Genomic DNA, 15,640 nt, shown 5'->3' on the forward strand with positions numbered 1-15,640 from the left:
CGTCGTGGGCGGCGGCAGGCAGTGGTGACGGGACCTCCCGCCGGCTCCCCTCGCGGCACCCGCCTCGCCCTCGTGGCCGCACCTCGCACCGCTGGTCAGCCTCGGCTGGTCGCCGTGGTCGGCGAGGGGGTCGAGGAGTGCGGCACTGACGAGCAGGTGGTGGGCCTCGTGGAGCGCCTCGAGCGCGAGCGCTCCCCGCGCTGGACCTGGTGGTCGGCCGCCCAAGACGCCGCCCCCCTGGTCGCCGCCCGGGTCCCGCTCGCCCGCTGCTGGGACGTGGCCGAGGCGCACCGGATCCTCGCCGGTGGGTGGGAGGCCTCTGCGCACGTGGCCTGGGCCCGGGCGCAGGGCCTCGATCCGTCGACCATCCCGGCCGCCACCGTCGGCGACCTCTTCGACTTCGGCGCCGCCGAGGCCGACACCGGCGACCCCGACAGCGCGGTGCGCACCGATGGGTACCTCCGGCCGGAGGCAGGGGCAGACGGTTCGGCGGGGTGGACGATGACACCCTCCCGCCTGGTGTCGTGGGCCCGGGCTGCACTGGAATGCGCTGTGGCACAGGAGAAGGCGCTCAACCAGGCAGGTCCGCGCGGGGTGGGCACGGCGCACTCCGAGTCCGCGGCCGCGCTGCTCTGCGTGGAGCTCGAGCGCGACGGGCTGCCGCTGGACCGCGCGACCGCCGAGCGGCTGATCGCCGAGGCTGCGGGACCCCGGCCGGAGGACGAGCGCCAGGCCCGCGCCGTGCGGGCCCAGCGGGACACGGCCGTGCTTCGGCTCGCGCCGGGCCGCGAGTCCACCGACCTGCGCAACCCGGTGCAGGTGCGCGAGCTGCTCGCCAGCGTCGGCGTCGACGTGCCCAACACGCGCAAGTGGGTGCTCGAGCCGTTCCGGGACACCCACCCCCTGGTGGCTGCCCTGCTGGAGTGGCGCAAGGACGAGCGGATCGCCACGACCTACGGCTACGCCTGGCTCGAGGCCCACGTCGGCGCCGACGACCGCCTGCGGGGCGCCTGGACCGCATGCGACGGCGCCGCCGGGCGGATGACCGCCCAGAACGGGCTGCACAACCTGCCTGCCTCCCTGCGTCCGGCGGTGGCGGCGCACCCGGGCCACGTCCTCGTGCGCGCCGACCTCGGGCAGATCGAGCCGCGGGTGCTCGCCGCGGTGTCCGGTGACCGTGCCTTCGCCGCCGCGACCCGCGCCGACGACCTCTACGCTCCGGTGGCCGCCACGCTGGGGGTCGAGCGCCCCGTGGCCAAGATCGCGGTGCTCGCCGCGATGTACGGCCAGCGCAGCGGCGCCGCGGGAGAGGCGCTCAAGGGCCTGGAGCGCGCCTACCCGATCGCGATGGCCTTCCTCGACCAGGCGTATGCCGCGGGTGCTCGGGGCCGGCCGGTGCGCACCTTCGGGGGCCGCACCATCCCTATGGGGCCCTCCGCCGAGGGCATCGCCCCCGGGGCGGACCCGGCGCGGGACGCGGCCCGCGGCAGGTTCGCCCGCAATGCCGTCATCCAGGGGGCTGCCGCCGAGCTGTTCAAGGCCTGGGCTGCGACGGTGCGGGCCACCACGCGCGACCTCGGCGCGCAGATCGTGCTGTGCCTGCACGACGAGCTCCTCGTGCACGTTCCGGCCGACCGGGCCGAGGAGTGCCTGCACCGCGTCGTGCACGCCCTGGACGACAGCGCGCGGCGCTGGACGGGCTCGACCGAGGTCCGTTTCGTGGCGGACGCGAGCATCGTGACGCGCTGGTCGGACGCCAAGGAGTGAGGTGTGGCCCCCGACGTGCCACGCTGTGCCCATGAGCGACGTCATCAGCAGTGCGCGGCAGGCCAGCGACCACCCTGCCCTCGAGACCGCGGCCCGGGTGGGCTACGCGGTCAGTGGCCTGCTCCACCTGCTCATCGGGTGGATCGCGCTGCAGGTCGCGTGGGGTCTGGGCGGCTCGGGCAAGGACGCCGACCAGAGCGGGGCACTGCAGTCGCTCGCGGGCAACAGCGCCGGAATGCTCGCCCTGTGGGTGGGCGTGCTGGGCTTCCTCGGTCTCGGGCTGTGGCAGCTGGCTGACTCGGCCTTCGGACACCCCGGCTCCGACAAGGAGGCCTGGGGTGGGCGCATCAAGGCGTTCAGCAAGGCCGTGATCTACCTCGCGCTGGGCTGGACGACGTTCAACTTCGCGCGTGGCAAGAGCTCGGACAGCGAGAGCCAGACGGTCGACCTCACCTCCTCGCTCATGAGCAAGCCGGGCGGGCAGTGGCTCGTGGGCATCGTCGGCCTCGTCGTGATCGGCGTCGGTGCCTACCACGTCTGGAAGGGCGCCACCGAGGGCTTCCTGCGCGACCTCGAGAAGGACCCGGGCACCTGGGCGGTCCGCGCCGGCGTCGTGGGCTACATCGCCAAGGGCGTGGCCCTCGCCGTGGTGGGCGTGCTGTTCATCCTTGCGGCCATGCACGCCAACCCCGAGGAGTCCAAGGGGCTCGACGGCGCCCTGCGCACCCTGAAGGACCAGCCCTTCGGCCCGGGGTTGCTGACCGCCGTCGCGCTCGGCATCGGCGCCTACGGGCTCTACAGCTTCAGCCGCGCGCGGCACGCGCGAGTCTGAGCCCGGCGCGCCGGCAGTCGGCGCGCGTCCCGGGCGTCAGTCGTCGCGCTCGTCCTCGGCGACCTCGCGCAGGAACTGCTCGAACTCGGCGCCGATCTCGTCGGCCGAGGGCAGCTCGCTCACGTCGGTGGCGAGCAGGCTCGGCTTCTGCAGCCCCTCGACGAAGGTGTCGTACTGGCGCTCGAGGGCGGCGACCACCTGGGCCACCTCCTCGGAACCGGCAAGCTCGTCGGCGATCTCGGCACGGTTGAGGCCCGCCGCGGCGACCAGGTCGTCGATCGGCAGGTCGAGGGCCGTCGCGCCGGTGATGGCGTTGAGCGCGGTGACGGCGCCGTCGGCGAACTCCGACTGCGCCAGGTAGTGGGGCACGTGGATGGCGAAGCCGATGGCGTCGTGGCCCGACTCCCCCAGCCGCAGCTCGAGCAGCGAGGAGAGGCTGCCCGGCACCTGCACCCGGCCGAACGGGTTGAGCTGCTCGGGGACCAGTCGGGGGTCGGTGGCGTGCGCGGTCATGCCGATGGGCCGGGTGTGCGGCACCGCCATGGGGATGCCGTGCGCGGTGACCACGAGGTCGACGCCCAGCCGGACGACGAGCTCGCGGATCGCCTCGACCACGCGCTCCCACTGGTAGTCGGGCTCCGGCCCGGCCAGGAGCAGGAACGGCGTGCCGTCACGGTCGACCAGCCGGTGCAGCGCGAGGGCGGGGTCGTCGTAGCTGACCCAGCGGTTGGTGTCGAAGACCATCCCGGGGCGCCGGCCGCGGTAGTCGAGGAGCTGGTCGACGTCGAAGGAGGCGACCACCGAACCGTCCGAGGACGCGAGCAGGTGCTCGGTGAGCAGGCGCTGCGTCTGGCCGGCGTCGACGAATCCCCCGAGCGTGACGATCATCACCGAGGCGCGCAGCTCGTGCGGCTTGGCGTCGGTCTCGAAGCGGTACAGCTCGGACGGGTTCTGCACGGTGTTCCTCTCTCGTGGTCCTACTCGAGGATCAACAGATCAGTGTGCCAACCGATTCCTCAGCCGCCCGGGCGGGGCATCACGATCGCATGACGGGCCTCAGGCGGTGAGCGCCGCGATCGCCTTGTGGATGCGCTTCTCCGAGACGGGCTGGGCCGTGCCCAGGCTGTTGGCGAAGAGGCTCACCCGCAGCTCCTCGATCATCCACCCGACGTCGAGCACGGGCTGGGAGCGGCGGTCCACCGGGGCGAGGGAATCGAGCAGGTCGGCGTAGGCCTCCTCCACGCGGTCGACGACCTCCTGGCCCTGGGCGTCTCGTGGGAGGGCACCGGGGGCCTTCTCGATGCGCAGGAGCATCCCCCGCAGGTAGCGCCGCAGGTGGGGCAGGCGGGCGAGGCCGGTGTCGGCGACGAAGCCGGGGTAGACGAGGCTGCGCAGCTGCGCCTGCAGGTCGGCCGCGAGCGAGGCGACCGCAGGGGCGCGCAGGGAGGCGAGCCGCTGCTCGACCTCGCGGGCCAGGCCGAGCACCGGCTCGACCTCATCGACGACGTTGAGCACCCGGGTGGCGACGTGGGTGCGCACCGCCGCCAGGACCTCCTCGAAGGCCTCCGGGTCGCGCACGGGCCCCGGCTGCCGCTCGGCCACGATCGCGTCGACCGCGCAGGCGAGGCAGTCGTCGAGCAGGGCGGGCACGCTGCCGTGCGGGTTGTTGCCCAGCGCCAGCTTCTGCGCATTGGTGAGCCGGGCGAGCACGCGCTTCCAGGGCGCGGAGGTGTTGAGCAGCAGCAGGCGCCGCACCCCCAGCCGGGTGGCCGCCTCGGCCTCCCGCTCCCCCGGCAGCACCACGAGGTCGACGGAGTCGCCACGGTCGACCAGTGCCGGGTAGCCCTGCACGGCCTGCCCGCCGGACCGCGTCTCGAAGGTCGCCGGCAGGCCGCCGAAGTCCCACTGCCGCAGGCCCTTCCGCTCGATCGCCGCCCCGGCTCGCGACATCCGGCGCTGCACCTGGCTGGCGAGCTGGGCCTTGAGCTGCTCGAGGTCCTTGCCGCTGGCGAGGGATCGACCGCGGTCGTCGTCGACGCTGAAGGTGATCCGCAGGTGGTCAGGCACCCGGGTCACCTCCCACTCCCCCGGCTGCACGCGCACACCGGTGCGCGCGTAGAGCACCCGCGCCATCTCGTCGACGAGCCGGCGCCCGCCGCCCGGCTGGGCGTCGGCCAGGGCCGCGGCCGCGTGGTCGGGCGTGGGCACGAAGTGCCGACGGGTGGCCTTCGGCAGCGACTTCAGCAGGGCCGTGGCGAGGTCGGCCCGGAGCCCGGGCACCTGCCAGTCGAATCCGTCGTCCTCCACCTGGTTGAGCACCTGCACCGGGATGTGCACCGTCACGCCGTCGGCCGCCGCGCCCGGCTCGAACTGGTAGGTCAGCGGCAGCTCGAGACCACCCTGCCGCCAGGTGCGGGGGTAGTCGCCGGCGGACACCTCGTCGGCAGACTCGCGGGTGAGCATCTCCTCGGTGAAGGTCAACAGGTCCGGGGTCTCCCGGCGGGCCCTCTTCCACCAGCTGTCGAAGTGGCGCGAGGAGACCACCTCGGCCGGGACGCGCTGGTCGTAGAACTCGACGAGGGCCTCGTCGTCGACAATGAGGTCACGTCGTCTGGCCCGCTCCTCGAGCTCCGCGAGGCGCCCCAGCAGTGCCTGGTTCGCACGGAAGAACTCGTGGTGGGTCTCCCAGTCGCCCTCGACGAGCGCGTGCCGGATGAAGAGGTCGCGCGACTCATCGGGGTTGATCCGCCCGTACTGCACGGTGCGGGCCGCCACCAGCGGGACGCCATAGAGCGTGACCCGCTCGGTGGCCAGCGCGGCGCCCTGCTTCCTCGACCAGCGCGGCTCGCTGTAGGTGCGCTTGACGAGGTGGGCGGCCAGCCGCTCCGCCCAGACCGGGTCGATGCGGGCGTTGGTGCGGGCCCACAGGCGGCTCGTCTCGACCAGCTCGGCCGACATCACCCAGGTGGGCTGGCGGCGGAACAGCGTCGAGCCGGGCGAGATCGCGAACCGCGCGCCGCGGGCGCCGAGGTAGTCGCGCTTGGCCTCGTCGCGCAGCCCGATGTGCGACAGCAGGCCGGCCAGCAGGGCCTGGTGGATGACGTCGGCCTTGGGGTCCTCGTCCTTCGCAGCGGTCGCCCGGTCGGGGTCGATGTCCTGCTGGCGGCACGCCTGGCGAAGCTGGGTGTGCAGGTCCTGCCACTCCCGCACCCTGAGGTAGTGCAGGAACTCAGCCTTGCACATGCGCCGAAAAGCACTGCCGCTCAACGCCTTCTGCTGGTCCTTGAGGTAACGCCACAGGTTGAGCAGTGAGATGAAGTCGGAGTGCTCGTCGCGGAACCGCGCGTGGGACTGGTCGGCCTGGGTCTGCTGGTCGGCCGGGCGCTCACGCGGGTCCTGCATCGACAGCGCCGCGACGATGACGAGCACCTCGCGGGTGCACCCGAGCCTGTCCGCCTCGATGAGCATGCGTCCGAGCCGCGGGTCCAGCGGGAGCCGCGCCAAGGTCCTGCCGTATGCCGTGAGCCGGCGCCCGCGGCCGCGGCCGCGGCCCCGCTGCGGCGCGGCGCCCACGGGGGCCGGCTCCGCGGCATACCCGCTGTCGAAGGCCTGGAGCTCCTCGAGGAGGCGGATGCCGTCGGCGACCTGGCGCGAGTCGGGGGCGTCGACGAAGGGGAAGGCGGCGATGTCGCCGAGGCCGAGGGAGGTCATGTGGAGGATGACCGAGGCGAGGCTGGTGCGCTGGATCTCGGGCTCGGTGAACTCCGGCCTGCTCTCGAAGTCGTCCTGGGAGTAGAGGCGGATGCAGATGCCGTCGGCGACCCGGCCGCACCGGCCGGCGCGCTGGTTGGCACTGGCCTGCGAGACCGGCTCGATGGGCAGGCGCTGCACCTTGGTGCGCTGGCTGTAGCGGGAGATGCGCGCGGTGCCGGCGTCGACGACGTAGCGGATGCCGGGCACCGTCAGGGAGGTCTCGGCGACGTTGGTGGCGAGCACCACCCGGCGGCCCGTGTGCCGCCCGAAGACCCGGTGCTGCTCGGCCGCGGAGAGGCGGGCGAACAGCGGCAGGACCTCGGTCTGCGGCAGGTCCATCGACGCGAGCGCGTCTGCGGTGTCACGGATCTCGCGCTCGCCGGAGAGGAACACGAGGATGTCGCCCTCGCGGTGCTCGGTCCACAGCTCCTCGACCGCGTCGCAGACGCCGGTGACCTGGTCGCGCTCCTCGGCGTCCTCGCGGTCGGGGTCGACGAGGGGCCGGTAGCGGACCTCGACTGGGTAGGTGCGGCCGGACACCTCGATGATGGGCGCCGGTGTGCCGTCGGGTCCGGCGAAGTGCTTCGCGAACTTCTCCGGGTCGATCGTCGCCGACGTGATGACGACCTTGAGGTCGGGACGACGCGGCAGCAGCTGCTTGAGGTAGCCGAGGATGAAGTCGATGTTGAGCGACCGCTCGTGCGCCTCGTCGATGATGATCGTGTCGTACTTGCTGAGCAGTCGGTCGTGCTGCATCTCGTTCAGGAGGATGCCGTCGGTCATCACCTTGACGAGGGTGTTGTCGCTGCTGAGGTCGGTGAAGCGCACCTGGTAGCCGATCGCCGTGCCGAGCTCGACCTCGAGCTCCTCGGCGATGCGCTCGGCCACCGACCTCGCGGCGATCCTGCGTGGCTGGGTGTGGCCGACCAGCCCTTCACGCCCGCGCCCGAGCTCGAGACAGATCTTCGGGAGCTGGGTCGTCTTCCCCGAGCCCGTCTCACCGGCCACGATGACGACCTGGTGGTGGCGGATGGCCTCGGCGATGTCGTCCTTGCGCTCCACCACGGGAAGGTGCTCGGGGTAGTGGAGGTCAGGCACCCGGATGGCCTGGCGGGGCGGACGCTGCGGGACGCGTCGGCGACCGGCCCGCGTCCGCCCGGACCTGCCTCCCGAGCGCGCCGAACGCACGGCCGAGTCCGGGCCGTTCCCCCCACGACCAGGACCCCCGCGGGCTCCCTCGCTGCCGCGGCCGGACGGGGAGTCGCCGGGACGCGGGGTGGACATGCGCCCCAGCATACGGGCGCACAACGCACCCTCCCCGGTCACCCAATTGGGCGACCGGGACGCTGCCCGGGGCTAGTGGCGATGCTGTACCCCGCCCCCGGTGGCCGTCGTTAGCGTCGGGGGTAGGCCCTGTGACCCACCACCGGTCCGTGATCGGAGGCACCATGCGCGTCAACCGCCGGACCGCAGCGGTCGTCGCCGGGGCGGCCACCGCGTTCGCCGGAGTGTCCCGAGGCCCGGAGCGGCCCACTCGGTCATGACCCGGCGCCGCTCCCGGGCCCAACCCGTCGCCGCCCTCCGGGTGGTGCTGGCCGGTGGATCCGCCGCCTTCCGCCAGGGGCTGCAGGTGCTCCTCGAGGCGGGAGGGGTCGACGTGGTGGCCTCGGTGCAGGAGCCGTCAGCACTCGGGGACGCCGTACGCACCATGGCACCGGACCTTGCGATCGTGGAGGCCTGCCTCTCCCCCAGCGCGCTCGACTCCGGCGTGGAGGCGGCGCTCACCCTCAAGGGCGAGCGCCCGGATGTCGGGGTGATCGTCGTCGCCAACCACCCCGAGCCGCAGGACATGCAGCGCCTCGTGGACGGGGCTGAGAGCGGCCTGGGCTACCTCCTCAGTGACACGGTCCAGGACGTGCTCGGCCTGCTCGACGCGCTGCGCCGGGTCGCGAGTGGCGGGCTCGCGCTGTCGCCTGAGGTGGTCAAGCCCCTGATCCTCGAGCGGGGGCAGGCGGCGCCGCTGTCACGGCTCAGCGCGCGCGACCACGAGGTGCTCTCGCTCGTGGCCCAGGGCCACTCCAACTCCGGGATCGCCTCGGCGCTGTTGCTGTCGGCGAAGACCGCCGACAGCCACGTCACCGGCCTGCTGCAGGAGCTCGGCGTGGAGCATGACGGCACCGAGAACGGTCGGGCCCGGGCCACGCTCTCGCTCCTGCGCTCGCCGTGAGCCGCCCTCGTCGGGAGGCCCTGGTCGTGAAGCCCTCCTCGCGTGCCCGTCGAGGTCCGGCTCAGCTCAGGGAGCCTGCTCGGCCCGGTGCTCCCGCGCCAGCCAGCGCTCACGGGCCATCGTCACCCGCTCGTAGGCGGCGTTGACCTTTTTCGCCGCGGTGTAGGTGGTGCTGCCCGCCTTCAGGCCCCACGCGGTCAACAACATCGCGCGGGCGTCGGCACCGTTGCGGGTCGCCACTCCCCAGTCGCCCCGCAGGCCCTTGACCGTGCGGTCGACCCGGCCGCGCACCTCCTGGCGTACCCGGCCGCGCAGGGGCAAAGGACCTGCCGCGGGGAGGGACCGCACGGGCGGCTGCGCCCGGGCAGGCCCGATCCGCCACGGGTCGTTGGCCGTCGCCTGCTCCTTGACGCCCGCGCGCAGCCGCTGGGAGGAGCTGGCGAACCCGCTCGGTCCGCGGTGGGCGGCACTCGGCAGGCCCCTGGCCAGGCCCGCGGTGCGCAGCGAGGCCGCGCCGAACCCGAGCACGCCGAGGCCGAACTCCTCCACCATGGGGCCCCAGTCGCCTTCGTCGAAGGCCACCTTGACCATGCCGTCGAGCACCAGACCCGCAGCCGCGGACGTCGCACCCACCGCTTTCGCCGCCGGCGCCCAGACCGGGACCAGCGCGACGTAGCCGGCGGACCGGGTCACTCCGTCGGCCAGCGCCTCGGCGCCCTTGATGGTGTCGTACTGGAGCGAGTCGGTGAGCGAGTCGTGGTCGAGTGCCGCCAGGGCCCGCCGGCAGCGACGGTCGGCCTGGTCGAAGAGCTCACGGGCAGCGCCGTGGCGACGTTCCGCATCGAGCACCTCGGCGGCACCCTCCACCATCAGCCGGTGCAGCCCGGGCACCTGGGCGAGGTCGGCCGGTGAGGCACTGGTCTCCGCCCGGGCCAGCGCCTCGGCGTGGCGGTCACGACGCCACGCACCCCGTTCACGCAGGCTGATCGCCAGGCTGCACTCGAGCTGGGCTTCGCGGAACCCGGAGGCGAACGCGCGCAGGGCGGCCGCCGCGCCGGCATACCTCTGGGCCACCAGGTCGAGCACCCGCGGCAGGAGCGCCAGCTCGGCGGCGAAGGCGCGCCCGGCAGAGCTGTCCCACGAGGTGCGGGTGCGCAGCGCCAGCAGCCGCTCGTGGGTGGAGGCGATGCGCTGGGCCTCGTCGCGCAGCGCGGCTGCGACTGCCTCGACCACGTCGGGGCTTCCGGGGATGGGGAGGTAGCCGCTCACCTTCGCAGGCCCTCGAACCCCTCGGCCACCGTGGCCTCGACCTCGGCGTAGCCGGCCCCCGCCGCCCGCGCCGCCAACGAGAGGGCGTCCAGCTGCCGCCCGAGCAGCAGCCGGTAGCGCTGCCAGTTCCCGAGCACCTCGAGCAGGGCGCCCGGCGTCTCTCCGGGGCCGAACGCCCACGGCTCGATGGTGCTCACGCGGTCGAGCGCCGCGAGGAAGGCCCTGATCTCGTCGAGCTCCTCGGCCAGCCGAACGAGGTCCTCGGCGCTCACCGCGATCTCAGGCATGCCGTCAGGCTAGGAGGGGTCGCGAGTGAGCCCTTGGCGTTGTCCACAGCCCAAGGGCGCGGGCGGTGCCGGGCGGCGCGGGCGGGGGTGTGCCGGCGCCGCCCGGTACCTGGTCAGGCGCGCACGAAGCGGAGCCTCCACGTCTCGGGGCCGCGCGCGAGGTAGTCGACCGTGAAGGCCCCGGGCTCACGCTCCTCGACCTGCCTCAGCAGGGGTAGCGGGTCGTGCGGGGCGATCAGCACCATGCCGGCGCCCGGGCCCAGCGCATCCAGGGCGCCGAAGATCGTCGCGTGTCGGATGGCGTGGGGCACGGCGCGCGCGTCGAGCTCGGGCAGGTCGGGGCCGTCGCTCTCACCACAGGCACAGCCCCCGCCACACCCACCGACCTCGGGCTCGGCGGCGGCGCGGTCACCGCTGTGGTCGTGGCCCTCGCCGTGGTCGCCGAGCAGCTCGTGCATGCCCGTCAGGGCGCCGGCGAGGGAGACCCCCGGTGACTGCGCCAGCAGGGGCAGGACCTGGTCGTTCTCCTTCGCGAGGTGGCTCTCGAAGGTGACGGACAGCGCCCTTGCCCAGGCTGCCGCCTCGACCTGGGTCGTCGCGCCCCTGAGCCGGGCGACGAGGTCCATGATGAGCGCGTGCTCGGCCAGCATGGCGTCGATGAGCAGCCGGGCGCGGCTGTCCTCGTGGGCCAGCGGGTACATCGCCTTCTCCTCGGCGAGCGCGTGGGGCACCAGGTCGCCCTCGGCCCAGCCGACGAGCTCGTCCCGGGCGGCGAGCGATGACCCGGTGTCGATCGCAGCGGCGATCCGGCGGGCGAGCATGGACAGGGTGCCCGCCATCTCTGCGTGGTGACCTTTGACGGCCTCGACGGCGGCAGCGTCCTGCTCGGTTGACGCGATGACGACGGTGTCCACAGTGACCCTCCTACGTGGTGCCCGCCGGCTGGCGGAGCGACTACCTATTTAATACACTTGTTTCCGTGAATATTCCAACCAGCGTCGAGCAACGGCTGGCCACCCCCGGACTGGGCCCCCGCGCCGCCTCCGCCGCGGTCACGGCGGAGGGCGCCCCGAGCCGTGCCGCGGCCGCCGTGCACGACCTGCTCGTCGGCCAGGGGGCACCCGTCACGGCTGCCGAGCTGGCGCGCAGGTCCGGCCAGCACCCCAACACCGTCCGCGAGCACCTCGACGCGCTGGTCGAGGCCGGTCTCGCGAGCCGCCAGCGTGCCAGCGCCATCGGTCGAGGGAGGCCGGCCTGGCTCTACGCAGCCACGTCGGCCGAACAGCCCGTCGTGCGCGAGTACGCCGGCCTGGCAACGGCGCTCGCGATGCAGCTCGCCCGAACGAGCTCTCAGCCCCGCGAGGATGCGGTCGAGGCGGGACGGGTCTGGGGAGAGCAGCTCGCAGCGCAGCGGAAGAGCCCGACCTCACCCTCCGGCGCACGCCGGGAGGTGGTCGACCTGCTCGCCGGGCTCGGCTTCGACCCCCAGGCCGACCGCAGCACGCAGACGGTGCGGCTGCGCCAGTGCCCGCTCATCGCGGCAGCGCGCCAGGAGCCAGCGGTGGTCTGCTCGGTGCACCTCGGCATCGTGCGTGGGGCGCTGGACACCTGGCACACGCGCAGCGACCGGACGAGCCTGGTGCCGTTCGCGGAGCCCGGGGCCTGCCTGCTCCACCTGACCGGCGCCACGACCCGCAGCCCGGAGCAGCCGGCTGGCGGGTCCGGGCGATGACCTGGCGGCGCCTGCCGTTCCTGGTCCCGGCCGGGCTGGCCCTGCTTCTCGGGGTCGACGCCGGCCTGGCCCTCCTCGGTGTGCCGGTCGCCCCGGTGCCGGAGCGGCTGCCGGAGGTCCACGGGCCACTGCTGGTGCTGGGCTTCGTGGGCACCCTGGTGTCCCTCGAGCGGGCGGTGGCGCTGCGCCGCCGTCCCGGATTCGCGGCGCCGCTGCTGCTGGGGGGCGGCGCCCTGCTCCTGGTGGCCCCCGTGTCGCCACGGGTCGGCCAGGCGGTGCTGACAGCCGGTACCGCCGCCCTGGTCGCCGTCTACGTCGCCCTCTGGCGCCGTCTGCGCGATGACGCGGTGCTCGTGCAGGCGGTCGGCGCGGTGCTGGCCGGCGGAGCAGCCGTGCTCTGGCTCGGTGGGGTCCCGGTGCCGCGCGTGCTGCCGTGGCTCGCCGGCTTCGTGGTGCTCACCATCGCGGGCGAGCGCCTGGAGCTGGCACGCCTCGAGATGCTCGGATCGGGCGGCGCCGCAGCGCTGCTCGGCGCCAGCACCGCAGTGGCCGTGTCGGTCGTCGGGTCGTTGCTGTGGCCGGCGGCGGGCTTCACCCTGCTCGGGCTCTCGCTGCTCGCCCTGGTCGCCTGGCTCGCCGCCCACGACGTCGCGCGTCGCACCGTGAGGGCGAGCGGGCTCCCCCGGTTCATCGCCGTGTGCCTGCTGGCCGGCTACGGATGGCTGGCCGTCGCCGGCGCCCTGTGGCTGGCTGTGGGGGTGGTGCTCGACGGCCCGACCTACGACGCGCTGGTGCACGCCGCCTTCCTGGGTTTCACGCTGTCGATGATCATGGCCCACGCGCCGGTCATCCTCCCGGCCGTGCTGCGGGTCCGCCTGCCCTACCGGCCGGCGATGTACGCGCCGGTCCTGCTCCTGCACACCTCGCTCGTGCTGCGGACCCTGGTCGGCGACGCCCGAGGGCTCCAGACCGCCACCGAGGTCGGTGGGCTCCTCAACGCCGTCGCGGTGCTGCTCTTCCTCGGCACCCTCGTCTGGTCCGCGGCGCGAGCCGCACCCCGGCGCGTGCGCGCGACAGGTGCTGCCTCGTCGTCGACGGCGCCGCAGGCGATCTCCGTCGGGGTCGTCCGGTGACCGCCGCGACGCCCGGCCCGAGCCGGCTCCGGTGGCACCTTGCCGTCAACGCCCCGGTGATCGTGTGGCTCCTCGCGCTGGTGCTGGTCGCCTTCGCCCACCAGCTCGTGCCTGCTGCTCGATGGCTGCTCGTCCACCTGCTGCTCCTCGGAGCGGTCACCAACGCGATCCTCGTGTGGAGCGCGCACTTCGCCCGGGCGCTGCTCAGGACCGCGTCCGGCTCTCGCCGCGGTGAGGCGGTCAGGTTGGCGGCGCTCAACGCGGGCGTCGTCTCCGTGGTGGCCGGAATCCTCACCGACACCAGGGCGCTGACCCTCGTGGGCGCGGTGGCCGTGGGCGTCGCCGTGGCTGCCCACGGCGTCGCAATCGCCCTGCATGCCCGCGCTGCCCTGCCTTCCCGGTTCGGGGCTTCGGTCCGCTACTACGTCGCCGCCTCAGCCTGCCTGCCCGTCGGCGCAGCCCTCGGCACGGCGCTCTCCGATCGCCCGGCGGAGGCGCTGCACGGCCGGCTCGTGCTGGCCCACGTCGCGGCCAACGTGCTCGGCTGGGTCGGGATCACGGTGCTCGGCACGCTGCTGACGCTGTGGCCCACGATCCTGCGCACGAGGATCTCACCCGGTGCTGAGCGGTGCTCGCGCCAGGCACTGCCGCTGCTCGTCGCGGCACTGGTCCTGGTCGTGGTCGGCGCCCTGGCCGGCGCGCTGACCCTGACGGCCCTCGCCGTGGCCGCCTACCTCGCCGCCGCCCTGTGGTCGCTGCGGCCCATGTTCGAGGCCTCCCGAGCGCGGCCACCCCGGTCGTATGCCGCGTGGTCGGTGCTCGCGGCGGTGGCCTGGCTCACCGTGGCGCTGGCGTGGCTCGCCGTCTCGCTCCTGCAGGCCCGGGACTGGTCGGCTGCCGACGAGGCGGTCAGCCAGGTCGCCGTGCCCCTGGCCGCCGGGTTCGCGGTGCAGGTGCTGCTCGGGGCGCTGAGCCACCTGCTCCCCGTGGTGCGCGGCGGTGGACCGTCGGTCGTCCGCGCCACGGGCGCGGCACTCGACCGCGGGGCCGCGCTCCGGGTGGTCGTGGCCAACCTCGGGCTGGCGCTGCTGCTCCTGCCCGCCCCGAGCCTGGTGCGGGTGTGCGTCTCCGCGCTCGTCCTGGCAGTGCACGCCTCGTTCCTGGTCCTGCTGCCCATGGCGCTTCGTGCCGGCAGGTCGGGCGACGCGGCCCCGACGACACCGGCTCGACACGTCCCGGAGCCGCTGGAGCAGGTGCGCGCGCGTCACACCGGCCTTGCCGCGGTGGGGCTCTCTGCCGTCCTGCTCGCAGTCGCGGTGGGGGTGGCGGCCGACCCGGCAGCCCTGGGGGCGGGCGCCTCGGCAGCGGCGGCCGCCGCAGCCACCGGCGAGACGACCACCGTGCGCGTGGAGGCGAGGTCGATGCGGTTCCACCCAGCCTCGGTCGACGTGCCCGCGGGCAACCGGCTCGTCGTCGAGGTGGTGAACCGCGGCAGCGACGTGCACGACCTCACGCTCGAGTCCGGGGAGCGCAGTGGCCGGCTCTCCCCCGGCCAGACGGGACGCGTGGAGGTCATCGTGGTCGGGCGCGACCTGGAAGGCTGGTGCACCATCGCGGGTCATCGGCAGATGGGAATGGTGTTCTCCGTCAACGTGGTCGGCGCGACCGGTGTGCACCTCCCCCAGCACGGGGGCGGTACCAACTCAGCCGAGCACGGGGCGGCGCCGGGCCCGACGGGGACCGATGGGCTGGCCGCAGTCCCCGACTTCATGGCCGAGCCGGCAGACGGGTTCACTGCTCGTGACGCACGCCTGGCTCCGGCGCCGGCGGAGCGGGTTCACCGTGTCACGCTCTCCGCCCAGCAGGTGGAGCGCGACGTGGCCGTCGGTGTCCGGCAGCAGCTGTGGACGTTCAACGGCACGGCACCGGGTCCGGTCCTGCGTGGCCGCGTGGGGGATCGCTTCGAGGTGACCTTGCGCAACGACGCGGGCACCGGGCACTCGATCGACTTCCACGCCGGTGCACTGGCCCCGGACGAGCCGATGCGCACCATCCTCCCCGGGACCTCGCTCACGTTCTCCTTCACGGCCGAGCGAGCCGGCATCTGGATGTACCACTGCAGCTCGATGCCCATGTCGCTGCACATCGCCAACGGCATGTTCGGCGCCGTGGTGATCGACCCACCTGCGCTGCCGCAGGTGGAGCGCGAGTACCTGCTCGTGCAGTCCGAGCTGTACCTCGGTGGGCAGGGCGAGACCGCCGACCCGGCCAAGGTGGCTGCAGAGAGACCGGATGCGGTGGTGTTCAACGGCTTTGCCAACCAGTACGACCACGACGAGCTCACGGCGAGGGTCGGCGAGCGGATACGTTTGTGGGTGCTCGACGCCGGGCCGAACCGCCCGAGCTCCTTCCACGTCGTGGGAGGCCAGTTCGACACCGTGTTCAGCGAGGGCGCCTACGTCCTGAGGCGTGGCCAACCGGGAAGCGTCGGGGGTGCGCAGGCGCTCGCGCTCCAGCCCGCACAGGGCGGGTTCGTCGAGCTCGAGGCCACCGAGGCAGGCCACTACCCGTTCGTCTCGCACATCATGGTGGACGCGGAGCGCGGCGCCCACGGAATACTGCGAGTCACGCGTTAGGAGA

At 73.7% G+C, this 15,640-nt stretch carries 11 protein-coding genes; 6 read left to right on the top strand and 5 right to left on the bottom strand.

The features are described 5' to 3' along the window. Nucleotides 1–24 precede the first annotated feature (24 nt). Nucleotides 25–1,767, top strand: coding sequence for a DNA polymerase (locus tag P2F65_RS02115; RefSeq protein WP_275803681.1), 1,743 nt, complete (start codon nt 25–27; stop codon nt 1,765–1,767). A 31-nt stretch (nt 1,768–1,798) separates the two neighbouring features. Next, nucleotides 1,799–2,599, top strand: a complete 801-nt coding sequence (locus tag P2F65_RS02120; RefSeq protein ID WP_275803683.1) for a DUF1206 domain-containing protein — start codon at nt 1,799–1,801, stop codon at nt 2,597–2,599. Between the two features lie 36 nt (nt 2,600–2,635). Here P2F65_RS02120 and P2F65_RS02125 read toward each other — a convergent pair whose 3' ends face one another. Together P2F65_RS02125 and hrpA are read right to left on the bottom strand one after the other, a co-directional pair. Next, nucleotides 2,636–3,556: a PAC2 family protein gene (locus tag P2F65_RS02125; RefSeq protein ID WP_275803685.1), complete on the bottom strand. Its 921-nt coding sequence runs from the start codon at nt 3,554–3,556 to the stop codon at nt 2,636–2,638. 99 nt (nt 3,557–3,655) lie between these two features. Next, nucleotides 3,656–7,450, bottom strand: a complete 3,795-nt coding sequence (gene hrpA / locus P2F65_RS02130; RefSeq protein WP_275803686.1) for an ATP-dependent RNA helicase HrpA — start codon at nt 7,448–7,450, stop codon at nt 3,656–3,658. 442 nt (nt 7,451–7,892) lie between these two features. On the opposite strand from hrpA, the gene P2F65_RS02135 reads away from it, so the two are divergent. Further along, nucleotides 7,893–8,579 carry a response regulator transcription factor gene (locus P2F65_RS02135; RefSeq protein WP_275803688.1) on the top strand — a complete coding sequence of 229 codons (687 nt, stop codon included), beginning with the start codon at nt 7,893–7,895 and terminating at the stop codon, nt 8,577–8,579. A gap of 66 nt (nt 8,580–8,645) precedes the next feature. On the opposite strand, the gene P2F65_RS02140 is transcribed toward P2F65_RS02135, so the two are convergent. The 3 genes from P2F65_RS02140 to P2F65_RS18445 form a co-directional block, all read right to left on the bottom strand. After that, a complete protein-coding gene (locus P2F65_RS02140) occupies nt 8,646–9,848 on the bottom strand; it encodes a hypothetical protein (RefSeq protein WP_275803690.1) in 1,203 nt (400 codons plus the stop codon). Beyond that, nucleotides 9,845–10,135: a hypothetical protein gene (locus tag P2F65_RS02145; RefSeq protein WP_275803692.1), complete on the bottom strand. Its 291-nt coding sequence runs from the start codon at nt 10,133–10,135 to the stop codon at nt 9,845–9,847. The genes P2F65_RS02140 and P2F65_RS02145 overlap by 4 nt, the downstream gene beginning before the upstream one ends. A 113-nt stretch (nt 10,136–10,248) precedes the next feature. Then, complete coding sequence (locus tag P2F65_RS18445; protein WP_345803667.1) at nt 10,249–11,049, bottom strand: DUF2249 domain-containing protein; 801 nt, start codon at nt 11,047–11,049, stop codon at nt 10,249–10,251. 65 nt (nt 11,050–11,114) lie between these two features. Between P2F65_RS18445 and P2F65_RS02160 the strand changes: the two genes are divergently transcribed. From P2F65_RS02160 to P2F65_RS02170, 3 genes are read left to right on the top strand one after another with little or no spacing between them, the layout of a single operon-like run. Next, the gene (locus tag P2F65_RS02160; RefSeq protein ID WP_275803694.1) at nt 11,115–11,867 is read left to right on the top strand and encodes a helix-turn-helix domain-containing protein; all 753 of its coding nucleotides are present in this window, start codon (nt 11,115–11,117) and stop codon (nt 11,865–11,867) included. Then, on the top strand, nt 11,864–13,000 hold the full coding sequence (locus tag P2F65_RS02165) for a hypothetical protein (protein ID WP_275803696.1): 1,137 nt from the start codon (nt 11,864–11,866) through the stop codon (nt 12,998–13,000). The genes P2F65_RS02160 and P2F65_RS02165 overlap by 4 nt, the downstream gene beginning before the upstream one ends. Then, on the top strand, nt 12,997–15,636 hold the full coding sequence (locus P2F65_RS02170) for a multicopper oxidase domain-containing protein (RefSeq protein ID WP_275803698.1): 2,640 nt from the start codon (nt 12,997–12,999) through the stop codon (nt 15,634–15,636). Before P2F65_RS02165 ends, P2F65_RS02170 begins: the two co-directional genes overlap by 4 nt. Nucleotides 15,637–15,640 lie beyond the last annotated feature (4 nt).

Origin of the sequence: Knoellia sp. p5-6-4, assembly GCF_029222705.1 — a bacterium.
GTDB lineage: Bacteria > Actinomycetota > Actinomycetes > Actinomycetales > Dermatophilaceae > Pedococcus_A.

What these genes read in the sequence shown, in the direction of transcription:
- P2F65_RS02120 (WP_275803683.1), top strand. Translation starts at nt 1,799, where the DNA reads ATGAGCGACGTCATCAGCAGTGCGCGGCAGGCCAGCGACCACCCTGCC.
- P2F65_RS02135 (WP_275803688.1), top strand. Translation starts at nt 7,893, where the DNA reads ATGACCCGGCGCCGCTCCCGGGCCCAACCCGTCGCCGCCCTCCGGGTG.
- P2F65_RS02145 (WP_275803692.1), bottom strand. Translation starts at nt 10,135, where the DNA reads ATGCCTGAGATCGCGGTGAGCGCCGAGGACCTCGTTCGGCTGGCCGAG.
- P2F65_RS02165 (WP_275803696.1), top strand. Translation starts at nt 11,864, where the DNA reads ATGACCTGGCGGCGCCTGCCGTTCCTGGTCCCGGCCGGGCTGGCCCTG.